Origin of the sequence: Tenacibaculum sp. 190524A02b (assembly GCF_964036645.1) — a bacterium.
GTDB lineage: Bacteria > Bacteroidota > Bacteroidia > Flavobacteriales > Flavobacteriaceae > Polaribacter > Polaribacter vairaonense.
Genome location: NZ_OZ038525.1, coordinates 3,508,775 through 3,533,062, shown reverse-complemented (window position 1 = coordinate 3,533,062; position 24,288 = coordinate 3,508,775). Strand labels below are relative to the sequence as shown.

Here is a 24,288-nt window from a genome sequence, read left to right as displayed (position 1 = left end):
TAAAATAAAGATTATGAAAAGTTTATATAAAACACTAGCCTTATTACTATTCTTAGTAGCTTGTACAGATGATAGAGATCTTTCTTTTATAGAAGTAATTAAAGCACCTACAAATGTTACTGCTGATTATACTATAGCACAAGATAATACAGGTACAGTAACCATTACACCTACAGCAGAGGGAGCCAATAGTTTTAAAGTATATTTTGGAGATGGTACAGCTACTCCAGTAGAACTAAAAGTAGGAGAAAGTGCCAAACATACCTATACAGAAGGTACTTATACTATAAAAATAGTAGCCTTTAGCATAAATGGAAAAAAAACAGAAGTTACACAACCTTTGGTGGTTTCGTTTAAAGCGCCAGAAAACCTAGTTGTTACTTTAGAAAATGACGCTCAAGTATCTAAACAAGTAAACATTACTGCCAATGCAGATTTTGCTACCATGTATGAGTTTTATTCAGGAGAAACTGGGGTAACACAACCAGTGGCCACAGCTAATATTGGAGAAGCAATAACATACAAATACCAAACAGCTGGTATGTATGATATTAAGGTAGTAGCAAAAGGAGCTGCAATAGCTACCACAGAATATTCAGAGAGTTTTACAGTAACTGAAATTTTACAACCTATTGTATCTGCTCCTACTCCGCCTAATAGAAATAGCGCAGATGTTATTTCTATTTATGGAAGTGCTTATATCAATATAGCGGATACCAATACATTTCCTGACTGGGGACAAGGAGGACAAGGAAGTTCATGGGCTGAATTTGATTTAAATGGTGATAAAATGTTACAATATAGTAAAATAAGTTACCAAGGAATTGAATTAGGAAGCAGACAAGATATTTCTAGTATGGAATATTTACATTTAGATGTTTGGACTAACGATGTAGATAAATTAGAAACTTCTTTAATTAATATTACCAATCAAACACCATCAGTAACAACTGAAAAACCAGTAGTTAAAGACTTAACTAAAGATACATGGACCAGTATAGATATTCCTATTTCAGAATATACTGCACAAGGATTAACCGTAAATGAAATACTACAGTTAAAATTTGTTGGTACACCATGGGCTACAGGAACTGTTTTTATAGATAATATTTATTTCTGGAAAATGCCTGCAATAACAAATGAAGTAACGCCTATTGATTTTGAAACTTATACGCTTAGTGGTTTTGATGGTGGTGTTACAGAAGCAGTGACCAATCCAGATACAAATGGAAACAACTCTAGTACAGTATTAAAAATGGTAAAAAATTCAGGACAACCATGGGCAGGATCAAAGGTAACCATTCAAGAACCATTTTCTTTTGCTAGTGGAACTACAATAAAAGCAAAAGTGTGGTCGCCAAGAGTTGGGGTAAAACTTACTATGAAGTTTGAAGATGCTGTTCCTTGGCCAAATGGAACTGCTTCTGCTGAAGTTGAAGCAACTACTACAGTAGCCAATACTTGGGAAGAATTAACGTTTGATTTTACGGGAATTAACAATAGTATTGATTTTTACAACTTAGTATTAATCATGGATAATGGAACCCAAGGTGATGGATCTGCAAATTATACCTTATATGTTGATGATATTACTACAACGCCAATATTAGATTTTGAACCAAAATTTACCTTAAGTAGTTTTGATGGTGGTGCTATGTCTGTAGTAACGAATCCAGATATGAATGGAAACACTTCAGCTATGGTAGCACAATTGGTGAAAAATGGAGGACAGGTATGGGCTGGGTCAAAAATTACGGTACCTGAAAAATTCTCTTTTGAAGGTCAAACAAAAGTCAAATTAAAAATATGGTCACCAAGAGTAGGACTTAAATTATTATTAAAGTTTGAAGATGCCGTTCCTTGGCCAAATGTAACCGCTTCTGCTGAAGTTGAAGCAACTACTACAGTAGCCAATACTTGGGAAGAATTAACTTTTGACTTTACAGGAATTAGCAACGCCATAGAATTTTACAATCTGGTGCTAATAATGGACAATGGAACCCAAGGTGATGGATCAACAAATTATACAATTTACATAGACGACATTACGCAATTTTAGAGGATACACATGAAAAAAATTATAAATAAATCAATTTATCTAGTAGCATTTTTAGGAATACTACTATTTACCCAATGCAAAGAAAATGAATATGAGTTTGGTAGTATTGTTGTACCATCAAATATTCAGGTAAGTGCAGAAATTATTGGGCAAGATGCAACGAATCCTTATGGAGATGGAAGTGGAGAAGTAAATTTTACTTTTAGTGCAACCAATGCGCTGAGTTATGTAGTTAATTTTAGTGATGGAACAGAAAAAACAGCACCCTCAGGTAAAGCATCACATACTTTTTCAAAAACTGGAGTTCACAAATATATAGTTACCATAATTGCTGTTGGAACCGGAGGTGTAAAAACTTCATCTACTATTGAAGTTGAGGTGTTTAGTGCCTTTTCAGATGTAGAAGCAGAAAACTTTTTAGCAGGGCTAGCAGTTGGTGATAGTAAAAAATGGTATTGGCAAGCAGATGTTGCTGTGCATGTTGGATTGGGACCTGTAACTGATGATTATGGAAATGGAGAATTTGCTTATCCAGCTTGGTGGAGTGCTATTCAACCTTGGGATACTGAAAAATCATGTATGTATGATAATGAATTTGTATTTACCAGAACAGCTACAGGAATTACATTTGAACAAACTGTAGGGCCTGCATTTGTTCCTAAAGCTTATGCAGATGTTATTGGGGTAGCAGGAGATACTTGTCATGATGATTCAGTAGCTAGCTCTATGTTTGGCGTAAAAGAAGTATCATTTGGTAAATCAACTTCTAAAGCAGGAGTAGAAGGTACATGGAATGGACAACCGTATAGAGGAACTTTTTTTCAAATTGCTGATGATGGGTTTATGGGATGGTATGTAGGAGCTAGTAGATATGATATTATTACAATTACTCCTGATAAAATGATTGTAAGAATTATTCAAAAAGGAGACGGTTTTGCTTGGTATCATACATTTGTCTCAACAAAACCAACACAAGGCTCTAACTACATATATAATAATTTAGTTTGGGAAGATGACTTTACTATAAATGGAGCTCCAGATACCTCAAAATGGACGTATGATATTGGTACAGGAACCAATGGTTGGGGAAATAATGAAAGTCAGTATTATACCAATAGAGCAGATAATGTAGTCGTTGAAAATGGACATCTTATCATTACCGCAAAAAAAGAAGACTATATGGGAAGTGCTTATACTTCTGCTAGGTTAAAAACCGAAGGACTTTTTGATTTTAAATATGGTAGAGTAGAAATAAAAGCAAAATTACCAGGAAGTGCAGGTACATGGCCAGCGTTATGGATGTTAGGAAGTAATTTTTCAACAATAGGATGGCCTAGATGTGGAGAAATTGATATAATGGAACAAACAGGAAATGACAAAAATACAGTGTTAGCCACTTGCCATTGGTTTGATACAGCTAGTAATACAAAAGCTGATTTTGGTCAAACTACAAGTATTACCAATGCCACCACTGCTTTTCATAAGTACACATTAGAATGGACGCCTGAAAGTATTAAAATGTATGTAGATGATGTCAAATATTATGAGTTAGCCAACAATGCTAATTTACCATTTGATCAAAATTTCTTTTTACTATTTAATATAGCAATGGGTGGTACTTTAGGCGGAAGCATTGATGCCGCTTTTTTACAAGAAACCATGGAAATAGATTACGTTAAAGTATATCAGTAAACTTGATATTAACCATGTCACCTCAAGCGTAGTCGAGAGGTTAATTATTGATTATAATAAACAGATTGCTTCGATGTCTAGTGATGATATTCATTTACGTCATTACAAATGTAGCCTAAGTGGAGTGAAGTAATCTGTTTGTTGAACAAAGAGATTACTTCGGTTTTTCGTAATGATGTCCAGTTTTCCGAACATAGTTTACGAAGTGAAGGAATCTTTAAAAACATAACTAAGGTATATTACCTTAGTATAAGTAAAAATGTCACTTCGAGTGAAATTATTTGAAATACAATGGAAAATAATTTTGTATCGAGAAGTTTTCATTTTCGGAATTGTTCTCGATACATCTCCTTATAGTCGATACTCGAACTGATATAGTATATATAATTATAATATCTAAACAGTATTATTTAATTTGTAAAACCTATAAAAGATGAAAAACTATCTTTTAGCAAGCATATTACTATGTGTGTGTTTTAGCTGTAAACAGAAAAAGACACTTCAAAAAAAAGAAAATAGTATTGATTACAAAGTCGATTCTCTTTTGCAACTAATGACATTAGAAGAAAAAGTAGGACAGATGAATCAATACAATGGATTTTGGGATTTTACAGGACCACCGCCTAATGAAGGGCATGCAGCACAGAAATATGAACACCTTAAAAAAGGATGGGTAGGTTCTATGCTAAATGTTAGAGGTGTAGAAAACGTAAAAAAAGTACAAAAAATAGCTGTAGAAGAAAGTCGATTAGGTATTCCTTTAATTATAGGTTTTGATGTAATACACGGTTATGAAACACAAAGTCCAATTCCGCTTGCAGAATCCGCAAGTTGGGATTTAGAAGCTATAAAAAAATCTGCGCAAATGGCGGCCAAAGAAGCTGCTTCAGCTGGTATTAATTGGACGTTTGCCCCTATGGTAGATATTTCAAGAGATGCCCGTTGGGGACGTGTAATGGAAGGAGCAGGAGAAGATCCATTTTTAGGAAGCAAAATAGCCAAAGCTAGAGTAGAGGGTTTTCAAGGTAAAGATTTATCGAGTCCATTTACCATAGCAGCTTGTGCCAAACATTTTGCTGCTTACGGATTTGCTGAATCTGGAAAAGATTATAATACAGCAGATCTAGGAACTTCTACCTTATACAATACAGTATTACCACCTTTTAAAGCAGCCAAAGAAGCTGGTGTAAAAACTTTTATGAATGCCTTTAATGAATTAAATGGAATTCCGGCTACTGGAGATGCCTTTTTACAGAGAACCATTTTAAAGGAAGCGTGGAATTTTGAAGGATTTGTAGTCTCGGATTGGGGTTCTATTATAGAAATGGTAGCCCATGGTTATGCAAAAAATAAAAAGCATGCCGCAGCATTGGCTGCCAATGCAGGATCTGATATGGACATGGAATCCTATGCCTATGTAAGTGAATTAGTAACGTTGGTAAAAGAAGGAAAAGTATCAGAAAAAGTAATAAATGATGCCGTAAAAAGAATTTTAAAAGTAAAATTTGAATTAGGCTTATTTGAAAATCCTTACAAGTATTGCAATGAACAACGAGAAAAAAGCACTATTGGTAGTAAAGAAATTCAAGAAGCAGCATTAAGCATGGCTAAAAAATCCATAGTCTTACTAAAAAATGAAAATAAGATACTTCCACTTTCAAAAAATGGACAAAAAATAGCCTTAATAGGCGCTTTAGCAGCTGATAAAAACAGCCCTTTAGGAAATTGGAGAATAGCAGCTAAAGATCATTCAGCTATTTCAGTATTAGAAGGCATGCAAAAATATACAGGTAACGAATTAACCTATGCAGAAGGCGCAAAAGTAGCAATTGGAAATACCAACTTTATTCATGAAGTAACCATAAACACCAATGATACCTCACAATTTAAAGAGGCAATACAAGTAGCAAAAAAAGCAGATGTAGTTGTTATGGTTTTAGGTGAAGTTGGCTTTCAAAGTGGAGAAGCCAGAAGTAGCGCAAACTTAGGTTTACCAGGAGTACAACAAGCATTATTAGAAGCGGTTTATAAAGTAAACAAAAACATAATATTAGTACTTACTAACGGAAGACCTTTAACTATTAATTGGGCAGATAAAAACATACCAGCTATTGTAGAAGCTTGGCAATTGGGATCACAAGCTGGCAATGCCATTGCACAAGTATTGTATGGTGATTATAACCCAAGTGGAAAACTACCAATGACCTTTCCTAAATCAGAAGGGCAAGTACCTATATATTATAACTATAAAAATACAGGAAGGCCAGGGCCTAAAAAAGAAGTATTTTGGTCACATTACCAAGATGAAACCAATACACCACTATACCCATTTGGTTACGGACTTAGTTATACCACATTTACCTACAATACTATAAAAGCAAATGTAACTTCTAATGAAGTTGAAGTATCTGTTGAGGTAACCAATTCAGGAAACGTAATAGGAAAAGAAGTTGTACAACTTTATATTAGAGATGTAGTAGCTAGTGTAACCAGACCTGTAAAAGAATTAAAAGGGTTTGAATTAGTGGAATTAAAACCTAACGAAACCAAAAAAATTACGTTTACACTAAGCTCTAAAGAATTAGGTTTTTATAACAATCAAGGAATCTTTGTTGTAGAACCAGGAATCTTTGAAGTTTTTATAGGAGGAAGTTCAACAACAACTTTAAAAACAAAATTTAATTGTGATAGCGAAGAGTTTAATTCCCCGATGCCTAGTATCGAATAGTTTTAAAAAATATTTTCGGCTAGATATCCTGTATTGCATTTGGGTAGTTCTTTTTTAAAACAAAAGCAAGTAATTGTTTTTACTTGCTTTTATAATATATAGAATTAAGCTATTATTGGATGGTGTAACTAGTTTTGGCAAATTGGCTTAAACGAAAGTACCCTAAAACTTCTTCATCAGGGTTATTAATATTAATACAGTTTCCTTTTAATTGTGCAGGTGTTGCCTGAAATGGGCTGCCACCTTGTGTTCCAGATTGCTCAATAAGTTGCTCTATGTATAAATAAAACCTTTCAGATATTCCATAAACATTAATATCAATTTTAGTTCCTTTAACATTCTTTTCATCAAAGTGTAAAACAAAGGCTTCATTTCCATTTACAAACTCATCTTTAATAGAAGCAAGTGAAGGTACCGCTAAATTAGTTTGAATAAATTCTCCCATATAATAATTTACTTCATCCGCAGGATCATCAAAAACTACACGAATTCGATATTCATCTTCATTAAAACCATCTTCCTGACTAACCCCATTAATTTTAGTAAAACCAATTAAAGTTTCTTTAGCAGAATAGGTTTCTCCCTTATAAATAATGTTTAACGTATATGCTGCATTAACTTCAGGAACAAAACTATTGGTGGTATAATAACCATTATTCTGATCTGTAAAAATATATTCAGAGCCATCATTTTCTTTAGTAATAGTAACTGTTGCACCTGTTGCTGGTACATTTGGATTATTATCAAAATAAGCAGTAGACGTACTTAACTTAATTGTTTGTTCATTACCAGCTGTTCCTTTTTCCCAATTAATGGAAGCTTCAACAACTAGTCTTGCTCCTGCATTTGGAACATCAATATTTACAACATCGGTACAAGATGAAAAAATTGTACTAATTGCTACAAAAAGGCTAAATATTAATTTTTTCATTTTTTTAAAATTTAAAATTATAAGTTACAGAAGGAACGATACCAAAAATAGAGGTACGTTCAGCTTCATTAATTCCAGTTTCATTATTTACGCCAAAACTAATAGCCGCTGCATTTTTTTGAGAGTATAAATTATAAATACCAAACACCCATTCAGCTTGCCACTTTCTATTTTTGTTTTTTCTAGGCGTTAACGTAGCAGAAATATCTAAGCGATGGTAAGAAGGTAATCGGTTAGCATTTCTAGTTGCATACGTTGGAATTGATAAGCCATTGTATTGAAATTGTCCGTTAGGATAGGTTACAGGTCTTCCAGTTTGAAAAACAAAATTTGTGTTGAATGTCCATTTTTTGTTAAACTTATAATTACCTGTAATAGATACATCATGAGTTCTATCAAAAGGCGTATTATACCAATTACCATTATTTAAGCCCAGCCCACCAGCTGCTCCACTTAATGTACGTTGTTCAGATTTTGACAGTGTATAAGCAATCCAACCTGTTAAATCTCCTTTATTTTTTCTTAGTAAAAACTCTAATCCATATGCTCTGGCATTACCATTTAAAATTTCTGTTTCAATGGTGTTTTGTGCAATTAAATCAGCTCCATTAATATAATCTACACGGTTTTTTACGGTTTTATAATAGGCTTCTGTTTCAATTGAGTAAGTGTTGTTATCAAAATTTCTAAAATACCCAATGGCGTATTGATCCGCAATTTGTGGTTTTAAAAACGTACCACTAGGTGCCCAAATATCTAATGGCGTTGCTGAGGTAGTATTTGATATTAAATGTAAGTACTGTGCCATTCTATTATAACTTGTTTTGATTGACGACTTTTCATTTAATTGATAGGATAACGCAAAACGTGGTTCAAAGTTATCAAAACTTGCCATACTTTCCTTATCTCCATAGCTTACTTTACCTGTTGGTTTTGCACGTTCGTAAACCCCTAAGGTACTATTATAAACAACAGGTAAATTATTAGCGTACGTATTTAATGTTTGACTTCCAAACCTATTAAAGTAGCTATAACGTAAGCCATACATTGCTGTTAACTTGTTAGATATTTTATGTTCTAAACTAGCATAAATTCCTGCTTCAGTAGCAAACTTTTTATCTAAAAAATCTTCATTAATAGAAGATTCTGGTGTTAAAGGACGAATTTCTCCTGGATTGAATTTGTAATAAATTCCGCTTACACCAAAATCAAACTTTAGTTTATCATTAAGGTAGTAATCAATATCGTATTTTAAATTATAATTATCAATACGAGACAGCCAATCTAATCCAACAAATTCAAGTTGTAAACCATAGTTATATCTGCTATAAATTGCAGATAAATTAGAAAATAATTTATCATTAAAAATATGGTTCCATCTTAAGTTAGCAGATAAGTTTCCGTAAGAGTTAAAAAATGAATTGGTAAAGTTTACATCATCATTTCCAAAATAAGCTGATAAATATAAACGGTTCTTATCATTAAGCTGGTAGTTAGTTTTAAAGTTTACATCATAAAATCCAACTCTGTTTTCATTCTTAGCCAAGGCTAAAAATATATTTGCGTAAGAAGCACGACCCGCAACTAAAAAAGAACCTTTGTTGTTAAATAAAGGGGCTTCAGCTGTTAATCTGCTAGAAATTAAGCCAATTCCTCCTGTAAGTTTAAACTCTTTATTATTTCCATCTTTTTGTCTAACATCGAGTACAGATGAAATACGACCTCCAAATTTAGCTGGAATCCCTCCTTTATATAATTTTACATCTTTAATAGCATCATTATTAAAAACAGAGAAAAATCCAAATAAATGTGAGGCATTATAAATAATAGCTTCATCAAGTAAAATTAAATTTTGATCTTCTGCACCACCACGAACGTTAAAACCTGATGCTCCTTCACCAGCATTGGTAACTCCTGGTAGTAATTGAATAGATTTAATAACATCTACTTCACCCAATACTACAGGAATTTGTTTTATGGTTTGTGCGTTAATTTTAGCAACACTCATTTGAGGACTTCTCAGATTAACTTTTTTACTTTCTTCAGAAGTAATTATTACTTCTTCTAATAGATTTGCATTTTTACCTAAAGAAGTATTAAACTTTATATTTTTTGTAAGCTCAATTTCTTTTTCAATAGGTGAATATCCAATATAGGAAATGCTTAGCGTATAATTTCCTTTAGGAGCTGTAAGTGAATAAAAACCATATTCATTAGTAATTGTACCTAAACTAGTTCCTTTTAAAAATACGGTAGCACCAAATAGTGTTTCACCATTAGCTTTGTCTTTTAATGTACCACTAATAGTGAATTTACTTTGAGAAATTCCCATAAATGGAATTAAAAGCAACATAATGATTGTGTGAATTTTCATAATTAATTATTGGTTTTATTTATTAACCACGCTTTTAAGTTTGATAGTGTGTATGTTATTTTATTTAATACTTTGCTAATTATATTTTATAGAAATTGGATTAATTCATGAAGAGCTAATAAGCTACCTTTAACAATTAATTAAAAATAATGCTAACAAAATTATATGTTTAGCTTTTTGCCTCAAAAATTAAAAGCTTAAATCTATATTAAAAAATATGTTTTCAATTTAACATTCTTTCATGTTACCATTTAGGTAACATATAAGTTTTTGTACAATAAATTTTCGTTTTTATTTTTTGATTGTACACAGCAGCTGTACAAATTTTTTTTCTGAATTTTTTTTCTTGTACAGTATGGTGTTTTAAAAGTAAAAACCTAGGAATTACGTACAGAATTAAGGTAAATGATTAAAAAAGAGGCTGAAAAAGTTGTTGAAATAAAAAAAGAAACTAAATTTGCCTAAAAATATTAGAAAAGAATTTAAAATAAACGATTGCTAATTTAATCACATTTTTTTATGAAAAAAACATTGTTATGCATTTACGCAATGCTATTAGGCGTAGTAGGCTATGCACAAAAACAAGGAGATATTCCACAACTCCCTAATTTAATACCTCCTTCACCCACGGCTTATGAGCTAGGAAAGTACGGAGAAGTACAAGTAGGTCATTTTACAGGAACCGTCCAACCCAGCGTTCCTTTAACCGTTTATAAAACCAATAATTTACAAGTACCTATTAACTTAAGTTATAACGCAAGTGGTATTAAGGTAGACCAATTAACAAGTAATGTTGGTTTAGGTTGGAGTTTAAATATTGGCGGGGTTATTTCAAGAACGGTAAGAGGAAAGCCAGATGAAAATAGAACGTCAAAAATACCCGAAAGTGTAATTGGAAACTATGCAGATAGAGAAACTATCCGTTATTTTGAATCTTTTGCTATTACTAATAATAGAGAAAATCTAAAAGATACTTCAATTGATGTTTTTAATTACAACTTCTTAGGACATTCGGGGCAATTTATACTTGATAATGATAAAAACATTGTACCCCTAATACCTAAGGGGTTACAAATAGCAATGACTAATGATGGATTTACAATTACAGATACATTAGGAGTACTATATTATTTTACTGTTTTTGAAAAAACAGCAAATAGAACCTACGGACAAGGGCATAATGTAGAAAGTTTGCCAGCAAAAACAGCTTGGTATCTAACTAAAATTATTCACCCAAAAGGAGATGAAATTTATTTGGCTTATGAATCAGATGCCTATACTTATGACTCTAACAAAGCACAATCTTTAACTGTTTTAGAACCATTTTATCAAGTAGATTGCAAAGGTAGTATTTTAGGCTCTAATGCAGAAATAAGTAGAGTATCTACCACTATGATACGAGTTATTGGAGGAAAAAAACTAAAACGTATTACTAATAATAATGACAATACTACTTTAGTTATAAAGTACAAAAACAACCCAGATGTTGGTATAACTAATCTAGTAGATGAAATTACATTAAGTAAAGAATCAGAAATAGAAGCTTTTACATTAAAACATTTAATAACGAATAAAAATAGAGTTTTTTTAGAAGAAGTAATTTATAAAGATCCTTCTAAAAAATATGTATTCCAATACAAAAAACCTGAATTATTACCTGAACGCATGTCGTTTAGCCAAGATCATTGGGGGTTTTACAATGGTAAAAACAATTTGTATTTTTTTCCAAACCCATCAAAAACAGAAACATTTTCTACCGCTTTAAGTGTTCAAAATATAGGAGCAGATAAAGAAATTGACCCTATAGTGTGTCAATATGGTATATTAGAAGAAATAGAATACCCCACAAAAGGAATTAGTAAATTTACTTATGAAAACCATTCAAGAACTGTAGTAAAAGATGTGTACCCTGATAAAACACTAGTATCAATAAGCTCAGGCGATTTTCCTGGTCCTCCGCCTCCTGGAGGTACTACTTTAGGCGGTATACAAATTGATGAATCAGGAGAAATAACCACACCTAATTATGAGCAAGACATTGTTATTAACGCTTACGTAAGTTTAGATGATTTTTCAGAGAGTTGTAGAAATAAAAACATTCCTCCCCATAGAGTAAGTGCCAATTTTAGTGTTTATAATGTTAATAAATCACAATTAGAACAATTGTATGTTAAGAGTGTTGCGGGCTTAACATCAATAGGTACAGGTGCTACAATTGCTCCAAATAGATTCCACAAAACATTTTATATCAAGCTAGATGCAAATACTACCTACAGGTTCTCACTCAATGGAGGAGATTGTGTAATTGCTGGTGCTAGTTTTTTATTTCATAAAGAAAAGCCAATACCTGAAACTATTGAAAAAACAGATCTTATTGGTGGATTACGAATAAAAAAGAAAGAGAATATACCAAATGTAGGAAAAACAGAAACTATAAGATATTACTATGGTGATTTGAATAACTTAAACAAATCATCAGGTTTTAATTATCGTTCGCCTTGGTATGTTTCTAATCTTGTAAGTACCACACCATGTCAAGAAGGGATTCCTATCTCAGGATTTTATAATTATTACACTCACAAATCACTAACTTCTTCTAGCTTACGGAATTTATACGAGTCATCCTCAGCCTTTAATACCAATTATAAATATGTAACAGTAAGCTATGGCGGAGATAATTTTGAAAAAGGAGGTGAACAGTATGAATATTTTGTTAAACCAGATACTCCTCCAGCTATAGTTTATGGCTCAATAATAGAAAATAGTCCTTTTGATAATTTTGGATGGGATAATGGTTTATTAAAAAGGAAAACCCTATTAAAAAAGAAAGAAGATACTTTTATTAAAGTACAAGAAGTTACCAACCAATATAAAAGAGATAATAGGTTTAATGATGTTGTTTATGGTTATACAATTAAAAGGGTTTACGAATTAGGAACCGTATTTACAAGACCAGATTTACGTAACCTATCTAATTTAGATGTTATGGAAACAAGGTATAGAACTAACTGGTTCTATATGGATAGAAGTGAACAAAAGCTATACGATGACAATGGAGAAAACCCCATAACAAGCAGCACCAACTATTTTTATGATAACGATACACATTTACAATTAACTAGAACTGAAACTACAGATAGTAATGGTTTGGTGTTAAAAACCAAAACCTATTATCCTGATGATGTGACAAGTACTTCTTCATTAGGGCATGACAATTTAACCACCACAGAAAAAGCTGCTATAGATCAGTTAAAAACCCAAAACCGTATTGCAGAGCCTATACAGGTAGAGAGTTATAAAAACAATGTATTACAATCTACCCAACGTACCAATTACAAAAACTTCGGCGGTTTGTATTTACCAGAGTTTGTACAAACGGCAAAAGGAACATCAGCATTAGAAGACCGTGTAGTTTATCATTATTATGACAATAAAGGAAATCCAGTAGAAGTAAGTAAAAAAGACGGGACAAAAATCTATTACGTTTGGGGCTATCAGCAAACCCAGCCCATTGCAAAAATAGAAGGCTATGGTAGCATTACTAGCGCACAACAAACCGCGATAAACAATGCCATTACAGCCTCGAATAATGATGTTTCAGAAGCAACTGAAAATACATTAAGAACACGTTTAGAAACCTTACGAAACAGCTTTGCCAATGAAGCTACGCAGGTAACTACTTTTACCTACAATCCATTAGTAGGTGTTACCAGTGTTACCGACCCAAGAGGAATTACCATGTATTATGAGTACGATGCTTTTAACCGCTTACACTTGGTTAAAAATTCAGAAGGACATATTGTCAAAGAAAATGAGTATCACTATAAAAACTAAGCGTCATGAAAAGGAGATTTATTAACAAAGTCAAAGCAAGTTTAGTTGTCGGATGCACGCTACTAGCTATTGGACTACAAGCCCAAACACAAACAGAAAACTATGTGGTAAGTAAAACGTATAAAAAAGCACGTACCACAAAAGTTACAGGAGATAACAAAGACGAGGTAAGTACCACCATTCAATATTTTGACGGTTTAGGACGTCCAAAACAAAGCATTGCTATACAAGCTGGAGGGTTTTTAACCAATGCCAATGAAATGCCTATTGATTGGACGGTTAATAGTACAGCAACTGATTTTTACAACCGTAATGGCGGGAGTGTAGAAAACAAAATTATAAATGGAACAACGCCATTTGGCGCTACGGATTTATTATGGGAATGTATACCTGATGTAACTAGAAACGCAGACGGAGGCTGGAATACTGATTATTTTACTATTGACAATACCAAAACTTACCGTTATACAGTATGGGTAAAAAAGAATAAAATTGGAGATGAGTCCCAAGGGCTTACTTGGCATGGAACTCAAAATGTAAACAATTTGAATGGTACAGCCAATACCAATCCTTATTTTTGGTATGGACATTTACCAAATGCAGATACATGGTATTTATTAGTAGGAATAGTACATCCGCATGATTATACAGGAGGAGATACAGGAGTAAGTGGAGTGTATGATAAAGAAGGGAATAAGGTTTTAGATGGGATTGAATTTACTTGGCGTTCAAATATAACGAGTACTCGTTTAAGAAACTACTTATATTATTCTACAGATACCAGCGTACGTCAATATTTTTGGAGTCCATTATTTCAACAAGTAGATGGCGGTGATTTAACAGTAGAAGAAATTGTAAACTCAAAGAGTGCTATCAGTTCTTTAGCAGCACCAAAAGATATTGTTACACATTTTGAGTATGATGAGTTTGGACGTCAAACCAAAGAATACCTACCCTATGCTTCTGCTACTAGTGCAGACATACGAACAGGAGATATAGCCACAGCTACGAATGCCTATTACCAAACTAAGCATACTACTGATTTTGCAGGCGTTTCTTTACCAGAGGTCAATGCCTATTCAGAAAAAGTATTGGAAGATTCTCCATTAAATAGAGTCTTTGAACAAGCAGCTCCGGGGAAAGATTGGAAAAAAGGAAGTACTTATTCAGCAAAAGGGTATACTAACAATAGCCATAGTATTAAATTTGAATATGCAACTAATAGTACTTCAGAAGTACGTAGTTATTATGTAACTACTAGTTTTGCTAACAATACTTATACGCCAACTTTAAGAACTAGAACAACCAATAATGGGTATTACAAAGCAGGTGAATTGAGTAAAACAGTAACCAAAGATGAAAACTGGGAAGCTACAGATGGTAACAATCATACCACACAAGAGTTTAAAAACAAACAAGGACAAGTAGTTTTAAAACGTACATATAACGCCAACCAAGCGCACGACACCTATTATGTATATGATGATTTTGGGAATTTAACCTATGTACTGCCTCCAAAAGTAACCACCAATGATGGGGTTTCAACAAGTGAACTATCTGAGCTATGCTACCAATACAAATACGACCACAGAAACCGATTGGTAGAAAAGAAAATACCGGGCAAAGGATGGGAGTATATTGTATATGATAAATTAGATAGACCGGTTTTAACGCAGGATGCAAACTTAAAAAGTCAAGGGAAGTGGTTATTTACGAAATACGATATTTTAGGAAGGGTTGCCTATACAGGGGTTTATAAGTCAAGTAACCTAAGAACATCTCTTCAAGCTACTTTCAATGCCAAAAACAAAGAAGATAATTATGAGGGGAAAGTATCTCCAGGTTATAGTTTAGCAGGTACTTTTATTTATTACTCAAATAATGATTTTCCTAATACCATAGATGAAGTTTTAACAGTTCAATATTATGATGATTATTTGGTAAATAGAGATGGAGGAGGATTGACTATGGAAGCTTATGAGGTAACTTCAGTACGTCCTGTTAAAGGATTACCAACAGTTACAAAGACAAAGGTTTTAGGTAGTTGTTGTACAATGGTTACTACAGTTTCTTATTATGATACTAAAGGTAGAATTATAGCAAATTATTCTAAGAATCCATATTTACAAACCACTGACATAACAGAAAGCAAACTAGATGCTTTTACAGGCAAGGTTTTAGAAACCAAAACCACGCACACAAAAACAGGCAAGGACGCTATTGTTACGGTAGATCGTTTTGAATACGATCATATGGATAGGTTGGTAAGTCAAACCCAACAAATCAATGAGCAAATTTCTGAGCGTATCGTTAAAAACAATTATGATGAGTTAGGTCAACTAGAAAGTAAGCTAACTGGCAACGGAACAAGAGCAGGTTATAAAGATGTAACTAGTGGTATTAGTATTAATAAAGGTGTAATAAGTAAAATAGGAGGTTTAGGTTGGGCAGTTGGTTTAGCTACCCTAGGAAGTTTTAATCAAGATGGTTATGTAGAGTTTTCAGCTACTCAAGTTAATAAATATTATATGGTTGGATTATCTAATGCAAACACCAATGCACACTATAATACAATTAAGTACGCAATTTATATTAGAAATTCAAATACTGTTCATATTTATGAAAAAGGAAAACCAAAAGGACAAAAAACAACCTATAAAGTAGGCGATGTATTTAGAGTAGAACGTATAGGAAGTGAGATACATTACAAAAAGAATGGCGAGACATTTTATATTTCACAAACGCCATCAACAGGAAGTTTGTTAGGAGATATTTCTATGTATCATACAGGTGGGAAAATCAAAGATTTTAAAATTGTAGACAATAGTAAAGGATTACAAAAAGTAGATTATACGTATAATGTACGTGGTTGGTTAAAAAAGATCAACGAAGATGCGGTAGATGATAATGATTTATTTAACTTTAGCCTTCAATACAATGATGTGACCGACCAAAGCAAACGTTTATACAATGGAAACATAGCTCAAACCAATTGGCTAACAGCTAATGATAACAAGTTAAGAAGTTATCAATATGGTTACGATGCTTTGAATCGAATCACCTCAGGAACCTACGTAGCTACTGGAGAAAACGGAAGGTACAACCTGTCAGGAGTAACTTATGATAAGAATGGAAATATTTTAACATTACAAAGAAACTACAGGGACGGTAGTGGAAGCAGCCAGTTAATGGACAACCTCAGTTATAGCTATGATAATGGAAACAAACTACAAAAAGTAACAGACAATGCACATAGTTCTCATAAAGCCAATGGTTTTAAAGATGGTACTAACTCAGGAAATGACTATACCTATGATGTGAATGGTAATATGATTAGTGATTTAAATAAGAAAATAGGAGCTATTAGATATAATCATTTAAACTTACCAAGAGAAATAGATATTTATGATGAAGGTGGAAGTGTGATTGAATATGTTTATGCAGCAGATGGCACCAAATTAAGAAAGGATGTAACCGACGAAGGAGATGATATTCAGATAACTACGGATTATGCTGGTAACTACATCTATGAAAATAATAAACTACAATTTTTTAATCATCCAGAGGGTTATGTAACTAAAGATAACACAGGGAAGTTTAATTATGTATATCAATACAAAGACCATTTAGGGAACGTTCGACTATCCTATACCGATAACAATGGAGACGGCGTAATACAGACTTCTTCTGAAATCGTAGAGGAGTCAAATTATTATCCTTTTGGACTTAAACACAAAGGGTATAATAACAACGTCTCATCCCTTGGAAATAGCACCGCACAGAAGAAAGGTTTTGCTAATAAAGAGTTAGAAGAGGAACTCGGAAAAAACACAATAGCTTATCAATGGAGAGATTATGACCCTGTAATAGGAAGATTTAATAAGATTGATAGGTTTGCTGAAAAATATCAAAATCTTTCCCCTTATATATATGCTGCAAATAACCCAATTAAATACAGAGATATAAAAGGTGATAGTATAGCGGGAGTTGATAGAAAAAGTACACGAAGAGCAAGAAGATTGATAAGAAGAACGTTTAGAAAAAACCGTAAAATTGCTCGTTTATTTAAGACTAAAGGGAAAGGGTTTAAAAAAATTAGTGATAAGAAGTTTGCTAGAGCAACTAGAGGAGCTACAAAAGATGAAAAAGCATTAGCTTCTGCTTATAGAAATTCAATTAATTCCAATAACGTAAATTTAGTTGAAATTAGAAAAAGTAAAGAAAAAATGAGTAGTTTTACTCAAAAATATGGAGTACTAGCATTAGCAAATGACAAGAAAGGTAGTGTGCTAAATAATTTTGGAGGAGGTTTAAGTTTTAAAGTAGGAAGGAAAGGGATAGATACTTGGTCTGGCGTTTTATTAGACTCTAAGCAACAAGTTCCTTTTGGTAATATTTTTGGTATGCAAACTCCAATAACTAATGACCCAGGAGATACTTTAGCTCATGAATTACTCGGGCATATGCTAGGTAAAATGAACAATAGTTCAAGTTATAATCATATAGACGCTGTTCAAACAACTAATTTATATTATAGGGTTATAGGAAAGGGGCAATTTCAATGGAATGGAACAGGTCACGGAAAAACTTTACCTTCAAACATATATTCTGGCATACCAACTCATTTTTAAATTAAAACTCATGAAAAATTATTATATTTTTGTTATGATATTTTGTAGTTCCTATTCAATTTCTCAGAATAAGGATTTATATAAATTGGATTCAATTTATCATAAAAATGAATTAATAAAACTTATTGACAAATCTGAAGCGAATACTTTTTCTTATTTAACATTTTATAATTTCGTTAAAAATGAATCATACTTTTTTCAACTGAAAAATAACGACATCGAAGCGATTTATTTAACTAATAAGAAATTTTCTAAAGATATTAGATGTAAAAAAATAAAGTTATCTGATGATAATAAAAAAAATATTTTAAAAGTTCTTAAGAGTTCAAAAAGTAAAAGTTTTATTTTAGATAGCACAAAATGTTTTAAAAGTAATGTAGCCCATTATTATGATATAGAGATTAGCATTTTTGCTAAAAAACACAAAATAAGTTCAAAATGTATTATAGCATTGAAGGAGAATGGAAATTTGAAACCTATATTTAGAGCGATTGATAAATAATTTCTTTGCTCCGCAAAGTGGTAGTGTAGTAAAATAGGTTATAGACAAATTCATAACTGTAAATAATTAAGAATAAGTAGTTAAAGATTTATTTCACTACTCGGCACTCTCTACTTAAAATCACGACAAAAAGGTTCCAATATTGGAATTTCATAGTAATACTAAGGGTTAAGAAGATATTTGTAGAGCCCAGTTATAAAGTATAAATGCTAGTGCAGATTTGTAATCTGTACCCAGTATTAATAAGTAAAAAAATAAAAATAAAACCACGTTATACCTATATAGCGTGGTTTTTACATTTTAAAAAAAGTACTAATTAGTAAAGAAAGATTAAAAACACTGTTTTTTAATACTTTTAAACATTACAAGCCATGATTTTTGTACAATCATTAAACAGTTGATTGCTGCTAAGTCTATTCTTTCTAGCCAATAGTATTTGTTGTTTAAACCTATTTTTATCAGGAATTTTACCTAGTATAATTTCCATAGGAGTATATCCATAAAGCTCAGTAGGATATCTTTCATAGTTATAATATTGAACAAACCGCTCTAAATCTTGTAAATGCATTTGTGTATTTAAAGACAGTTTTCCGTTCTTAAACTCCGTTTTGTAAATACTATGCGTACTTTCAGACATGGAATTAGAAAAAGGAAACTCTTTAGTTTGCGCCGTAATTTTGGTAACTATAGGCGGCGCTTGTATATTTTGAACCCATGTAAGTAATGCTCCTTTATTCTCACTTCCGCCATCAGACAAAATGTTAATCGGACTCACTATATTCAATAACTGATACTTCTCAAAAGTTTCTTGAAAAAGGTTTTTAATAAATTCGCTACCAGCTTTTCCATTAGTAGAACTGTAATGTAAAATTGCTTTCGAAAAATTATCTTTTACAAAAGCAACTTTTTGTATTCCGTTTTCTGTGGTGTGAATATTGGTAATATCTACATGCAACCATTCAAAAATACGAGAAGCTCTAAATCCTTTTTTAGATTTATTTTTAAAACGTTTTGGTTTTTGATACCCCAAAACATTAGCATATTTAAAAAAAGTAGACTTACCACAGGTAACTATATTATTAACAAGTGCATGATAATACAAAGTGGTTTTCGTTTTCCCAAAATGATTAGCATCTGTTACCAAATATTCAATAGCTATAACTTCTTTAACTGTTAGCTGATTCGGGTGTTGTTTATAGCATTTTTGAAAAGGACTTAAATTACAAATCAATTTCCTTTTCTGTATGTAATACCAATCTTTAGAAACCCCATAATATTTACAAGCAGTAACCACCGATACTTTAGATAAGGAAGCAAGATGATTTATAGAACTGACTATTTTAGAAGCATGCAATTGTAAAAGGTTTTTGTTATGAGCTAATTCTCCTAACATATGTAAATACCCTTTTCTAGTTGCAATTAAAAACCGTAGTGATGTAAATAAAAACTTAGAAGCATATACCTCCTTTATAGCATCAAATTGCTCAATATAATCAGTAGCCCATTGATACCCATAATACTCTTGGTGTGTAAATTTTTTCCAGTTATGTCTGGTAGTTTTGGGTATTTGAGCAATTTGTTGGTCACTTAACATATCGCTAGTATACAAAACAATAAGCAACGGATGATAACATCGTTTATACATTTTTCATAGCTTTTTAAAAAACAGTACAAAGCTAGTTATTTTTTGTACAATGAATTTTCGTTTTTGTTTTTTGATTGTACACAACTGTACAAACTTTTTTTTTACAATTTTTTTCTTGTACAGCGTTGTACAAACTTTTTTTTCTGAGAAATTTTCTTGTACAGTGTTGTACAAACCTATCTTGTACAAATATTTTTTTTGCATTTTATTTCTTGTACAAGAGTGTACAAACTTTTTTCTGAGAAATTTTTTCTTGTACAGTTATACACAAAAATGATAAGAAAAAGTATTTTATATTGTTATAATGGTAAATAAAAGGCGAGTATAATGGGAAGGAATACATAGCAAAAAAATTAAAAAGTAAAGTTATTAACAACAAACCCTTATTAAAGTAAAATAAATAAAGACTTTTTTTATTGATAACGGGTTAAAAAATCAATATTTTTATTAAAAAACGAACTAAAAACATCAAAAGTGACTACCCAAATCAAATTTTTAAAACAAGACGAATTTTACTTTAGAATTATTTTATTAAAAGATAGTGAATATTACGGATTGGATGGCGTATTAGACTTAGTAGATAAATTACCAAATAATATAATACCAGAATCTATTAAAATAGGAAAACCAGCATGTAAAATTTATTGTTTAACAACAAGTCATTCAGATTATATTGGTCTTGAAAGTCGTCTAAAAATAAGAACGGAATTAATTTAATAACTGAATACTAGTTAAGTAGTTTAGTTATCAATGTAAAAATTAAAACTACTAATAAAAAACCTCTCTGTTAGAGAGGTACAAAATATAGCCTTTTAAATTAGTTAAATTCATAACTATTACACATATTTAATTTACGATAAAATTATAAAAGCCAGATATTTATTCGCTTAAAAACAGAAACTGTAGCATGAAAAGCTTTACTTTATATCTAAAAATATATGAAATAGAAAGCTTAGTAAAAACAGAGTATATTTTAAGTTAAATTTAACATACAGTCAATTAATTATAGGAGCATATGGTAATTGATTTTTAGTTTCTTTGCAGGTTAGAAAAACCATTTTTAAATTAACTAACTATCAATAATATAGGATGAAACACCTAATTTTAATTTGTAGTATTTTATTTGTACAACAATTTTATTCACAAACCATAAAAGGAAAAGTAACTTCTCAAAACAATATTCCTGTTGCAGAAGTTCATATTTTAAATATAAGCGAGAAACACCATACACATACTAATGGAAGAGGAGACTTTATACTTCATCATGTAACCTTAGGAGATACACTTGTAATTAGTCATATTAATTACGAAAAGAAAAAAATAGTAGTAAAGAATTTTGAACCTATTGCTATTACTATAGAAGAAAAACTGATTTCTCTTGAAGAAATAACCATAGGAAAAAAAATAAATGCACTAAATGTAATTACAGCAGTAGATATTCAAACAAATCCTGTAAATTCTTCACAAGAAATTTTACAAAAAGTACCAGGATTATTTATTGGGCAACATGCAGGAGGTGGAAAAGCTGAACAAATTTTTCTTCGTGGTTTTGATATAGATCACGGAACAGATATTACCATTACTGCAGATGGATTACCTGTTAATATGGTGTCACATGCGCACGGACAAGGGTATGCCGATTTACATTTTGTGATTCCAGAAACAGTAAATAAAATAGATTTTGGAAAAGGCGCTTATTATGCAGATAAAGGAAACTTTAATACGGCTGGATATGTTAATTTTAAAACAAAAAACAGGTTAAAAGCTAACCTTTTAAAATTAGAAGTTGGGCAATATAATACACAACGTTTATTAGGGATGTTTAATGTATTAAATAACAATAAAGAAAGTGCTTACATTGCTTCAGAATATACACTTACAGATGGTTACTTTAATAGTTCACAAAACTTTAATAGGTTAAATATTTTTGGAAAATATACTGCCAATGTAACGGATACAGATAAAATAGGCGTAACACTATCTCATTTTACAAGTGATTGGGATGCATCAGGGCAAATTCCACAAAGAGCCGTAAATAGCGGTTTGATTACACGTTTTGGAGCTATTGATGATACCGAAGGTGGTAGGACTAGCCGTACAAATGCACTTGTAAATTATGATAAAATAATTTCAGAAAACGCATCTATAAAAAATAAAATATATTACAGTAAATACAATTTTGAGTTGTTTTCAAACTTTACATTTTTCTTAGACGATCCTGTAAATGGAGATCAAATTAAACAAAAAGAAACACGTAATATTTTTGGTTTTAACAGTGATTATCATCAAGAATTTACGGAATTAGATGGAAGTTTCTCTGCTGGAATTAGTTTACGAAACGATCAAAGTTTTAATAATGAATTATCCCATACAGCAAACCGAAAACAAACATTAAACCAAATTCAGTTGGGAGATGTTAACGAAACCAACTTAGGTGCTTATGCAAGTGCTAATTTTAACCTTGGTAAATTTACCATAAACCCAGCAGTACGTATTGATTATTTTAAATTTAAATACAATGATGCTTTACAAACCAACTATACAACACAATCAGAAACAGAAAGCATTGTAAGTCCTAAATTAAATGTTTTTTATAATTATAATGACAATTTACAGTTGTATGCAAAAGCAGGAAAAGGTTTTCACTCTAATGATACTCGCGTAGTAGTTGCTCAAAAAGGAAATAATATTTTACCTGCTTCTTACGGATTTGATACAGGTTTTATATGGAAACCTATTCCTAAATTACTTATAAACACTGGGTATTGGTACTTATTTTTAGAACAAGAATTTGTATATGTGGGAGATGCTGGAATAGTAGAACCAAGTGGAAAAACAAATCGTCAAGGAATTGATTTTAGTTTACGATATGAACCTATAAGCCACTTATATTTTAACTTAGATGCTAATTATACACATGCCAGAACTATTGAAGAAGCAGAAGGGCAAGACTTTATTCCTTTAGCTCCTGATTTTACACTAGCAAGTGGTATAAATTATAAAAGTGATTCAGGTTTTTTTGGAGGAATACAGTTAAAACATATAAATGATAGGCCTGCAAATGAAGACAATTCAATTGTTGCAGAAGGTTATACCATAACAGATCTTAATTTAGGATATGAGCTTAAAAATGTTACGTTGGGTGTACAAGTTCAAAATCTTTTTGATGTTGATTGGAACGAAACTCAGTTTGCAACAGAGTCTCGTTTGCAAAATGAAGTAACTCCTACAGAAGAAATTCATTTCACACCAGGAACACCATTTTTCTTAAAAGGAACAATTACAGTGAATTTTTAAAGATATAGACCTAACTCATTTATTTTATTGGCACCGCCAAAGGGTATAATACCCCGAAGCTTGCCTCGAAATTAAACTTATTGTCTTATTAAATGCCTCGTGGGCTTGCCCCGAGGTAGTTTACTAAACTATGTTTTACTACAAGTTATCGACACTTATTGTTGTTATATCTATGATTAATGCTTTAATCGTTGTTTGTAATGTATTTTAGCCATGAGTTTGGTTAGTTAGTTTTTAGAGACACTTCCGGGGGGATAGTGTCTCTTCTTATTGAAGAACATTATTAGTTTCAAAAATAAAAAGCAAAAAAAGACTGTCTGAAGGTTTTTTAGCATCCAGACAGTCTTAAGTTTGGTTTATTAGAAGAGTTAAACGCTAAATGTGTACATATAAATGTTTTACTCTTGCCCTAAGATACTAATTATTGTGTTGATTTGCAATAGTATACGTAGTGTTAGTTATTGTATAAAACAAATGTGTTTAGAATTCCAATTCTAATGAAAGCATAAAAACGATTGTTTTATAAAAATGTACCAGAATAATCTTTTAAAAACACTTATAATAATAGTATACTTGTTTTTTAAAAAATACGTAT

The 24,288-nt window shown here is 31.7% G+C and carries 11 protein-coding genes; 8 read left to right on the top strand and 3 right to left on the bottom strand.

All coding sequences use genetic code 11. The annotated features are described in order from the left end of the window. The first annotated feature begins 13 nt into the window (after positions 1 to 13). The 3 genes from ABNT65_RS14440 to bglX all read left to right on the top strand — a co-directional run bounded on the left by ABNT65_RS14440 (position 14) and on the right by bglX (position 6,479). On the top strand, positions 14 to 2,059 hold the full coding sequence (locus ABNT65_RS14440) for a hypothetical protein (protein ID WP_348739413.1): 2,046 nt from the start codon (positions 14 to 16) through the stop codon (positions 2,057 to 2,059). A 9-nt stretch (positions 2,060 to 2,068) separates the two neighbouring features. Then, positions 2,069 to 3,751: a family 16 glycosylhydrolase gene (locus tag ABNT65_RS14435; RefSeq protein WP_348746152.1), complete on the top strand. Its 1,683-nt coding sequence runs from the start codon at positions 2,069 to 2,071 to the stop codon at positions 3,749 to 3,751. 433 nt (positions 3,752 to 4,184) lie between these two features. Further along, positions 4,185 to 6,479 (top strand): beta-glucosidase BglX, encoded by a 2,295-nt coding sequence (bglX, locus tag ABNT65_RS14430; RefSeq protein ID WP_348746151.1) that lies wholly within the window; start codon positions 4,185 to 4,187, stop codon positions 6,477 to 6,479. A 112-nt stretch (positions 6,480 to 6,591) separates the two neighbouring features. On the opposite strand, the gene ABNT65_RS14425 is transcribed toward bglX, so the two are convergent. Then, on the bottom strand, positions 6,592 to 7,410 hold the full coding sequence (locus ABNT65_RS14425; protein ID WP_348746150.1) for a DUF4249 domain-containing protein: 819 nt from the start codon (positions 7,408 to 7,410) through the stop codon (positions 6,592 to 6,594). Positions 7,411 to 7,414: 4 nt separating this feature from the next. Then, the gene (locus tag ABNT65_RS14420) at positions 7,415 to 9,784 is read right to left on the bottom strand and encodes a TonB-dependent receptor (RefSeq protein WP_348746149.1); all 2,370 of its coding nucleotides are present in this window, start codon (positions 9,782 to 9,784) and stop codon (positions 7,415 to 7,417) included. A gap of 519 nt (positions 9,785 to 10,303) precedes the next feature. Here ABNT65_RS14420 and ABNT65_RS14415 point away from each other — a divergent pair. Genes ABNT65_RS14415 through ABNT65_RS14405 form a run of 3 tightly spaced genes read left to right on the top strand, consistent with a single transcriptional unit; the run spans position 10,304 to position 18,751 of the window. Beyond that, entirely contained in the window at positions 10,304 to 13,618 is a 3,315-nt protein-coding gene (locus ABNT65_RS14415) for a hypothetical protein (RefSeq protein ID WP_348746148.1), read from the top strand. A 5-nt stretch (positions 13,619 to 13,623) separates the two neighbouring features. Continuing rightward, on the top strand, positions 13,624 to 18,249 hold the full coding sequence (locus ABNT65_RS14410) for a DUF6443 domain-containing protein (RefSeq protein ID WP_348746147.1): 4,626 nt from the start codon (positions 13,624 to 13,626) through the stop codon (positions 18,247 to 18,249). A 10-nt stretch (positions 18,250 to 18,259) separates the two neighbouring features. Beyond that, on the top strand, positions 18,260 to 18,751 hold the full coding sequence (locus ABNT65_RS14405; RefSeq protein WP_348746146.1) for a hypothetical protein: 492 nt from the start codon (positions 18,260 to 18,262) through the stop codon (positions 18,749 to 18,751). 355 nt (positions 18,752 to 19,106) lie between these two features. Here the strand turns inward: ABNT65_RS14405 and ABNT65_RS14400 are convergent, their stop codons facing one another. Then, positions 19,107 to 20,396 (bottom strand): hypothetical protein, encoded by a 1,290-nt coding sequence (locus ABNT65_RS14400; RefSeq protein ID WP_348746145.1) that lies wholly within the window; start codon positions 20,394 to 20,396, stop codon positions 19,107 to 19,109. Between the two features lie 474 nt (positions 20,397 to 20,870). Between ABNT65_RS14400 and ABNT65_RS14395 the strand changes: the two genes are divergently transcribed. Together ABNT65_RS14395 and ABNT65_RS14390 are read left to right on the top strand one after the other, a co-directional pair. Then, positions 20,871 to 21,113 carry a hypothetical protein gene (locus tag ABNT65_RS14395; protein WP_348703221.1) on the top strand — a complete coding sequence of 81 codons (243 nt, stop codon included), beginning with the start codon at positions 20,871 to 20,873 and terminating at the stop codon, positions 21,111 to 21,113. 372 nt (positions 21,114 to 21,485) lie between these two features. Next, positions 21,486 to 23,693 (top strand): TonB-dependent receptor, encoded by a 2,208-nt coding sequence (locus ABNT65_RS14390; RefSeq protein ID WP_348739405.1) that lies wholly within the window; start codon positions 21,486 to 21,488, stop codon positions 23,691 to 23,693. Positions 23,694 to 24,288: the final 595 nt, after the last annotated feature.

What these genes read in the sequence shown, in the direction of transcription:
- ABNT65_RS14440 (WP_348739413.1), top strand. Translation starts at nt 14, where the DNA reads ATGAAAAGTTTATATAAAACACTAGCCTTATTACTATTCTTAGTAGCT.
- ABNT65_RS14435 (WP_348746152.1), top strand. Translation starts at nt 2,069, where the DNA reads ATGAAAAAAATTATAAATAAATCAATTTATCTAGTAGCATTTTTAGGA.
- bglX (WP_348746151.1), top strand. Translation starts at nt 4,185, where the DNA reads ATGAAAAACTATCTTTTAGCAAGCATATTACTATGTGTGTGTTTTAGC.
- ABNT65_RS14425 (WP_348746150.1), bottom strand. Translation starts at nt 7,410, where the DNA reads ATGAAAAAATTAATATTTAGCCTTTTTGTAGCAATTAGTACAATTTTT.
- ABNT65_RS14420 (WP_348746149.1), bottom strand. Translation starts at nt 9,784, where the DNA reads ATGAAAATTCACACAATCATTATGTTGCTTTTAATTCCATTTATGGGA.
- ABNT65_RS14415 (WP_348746148.1), top strand. Translation starts at nt 10,304, where the DNA reads ATGAAAAAAACATTGTTATGCATTTACGCAATGCTATTAGGCGTAGTA.
- ABNT65_RS14410 (WP_348746147.1), top strand. Translation starts at nt 13,624, where the DNA reads ATGAAAAGGAGATTTATTAACAAAGTCAAAGCAAGTTTAGTTGTCGGA.
- ABNT65_RS14405 (WP_348746146.1), top strand. Translation starts at nt 18,260, where the DNA reads ATGAAAAATTATTATATTTTTGTTATGATATTTTGTAGTTCCTATTCA.
- ABNT65_RS14400 (WP_348746145.1), bottom strand. Translation starts at nt 20,396, where the DNA reads ATGTATAAACGATGTTATCATCCGTTGCTTATTGTTTTGTATACTAGC.
- ABNT65_RS14390 (WP_348739405.1), top strand. Translation starts at nt 21,486, where the DNA reads ATGAAACACCTAATTTTAATTTGTAGTATTTTATTTGTACAACAATTT.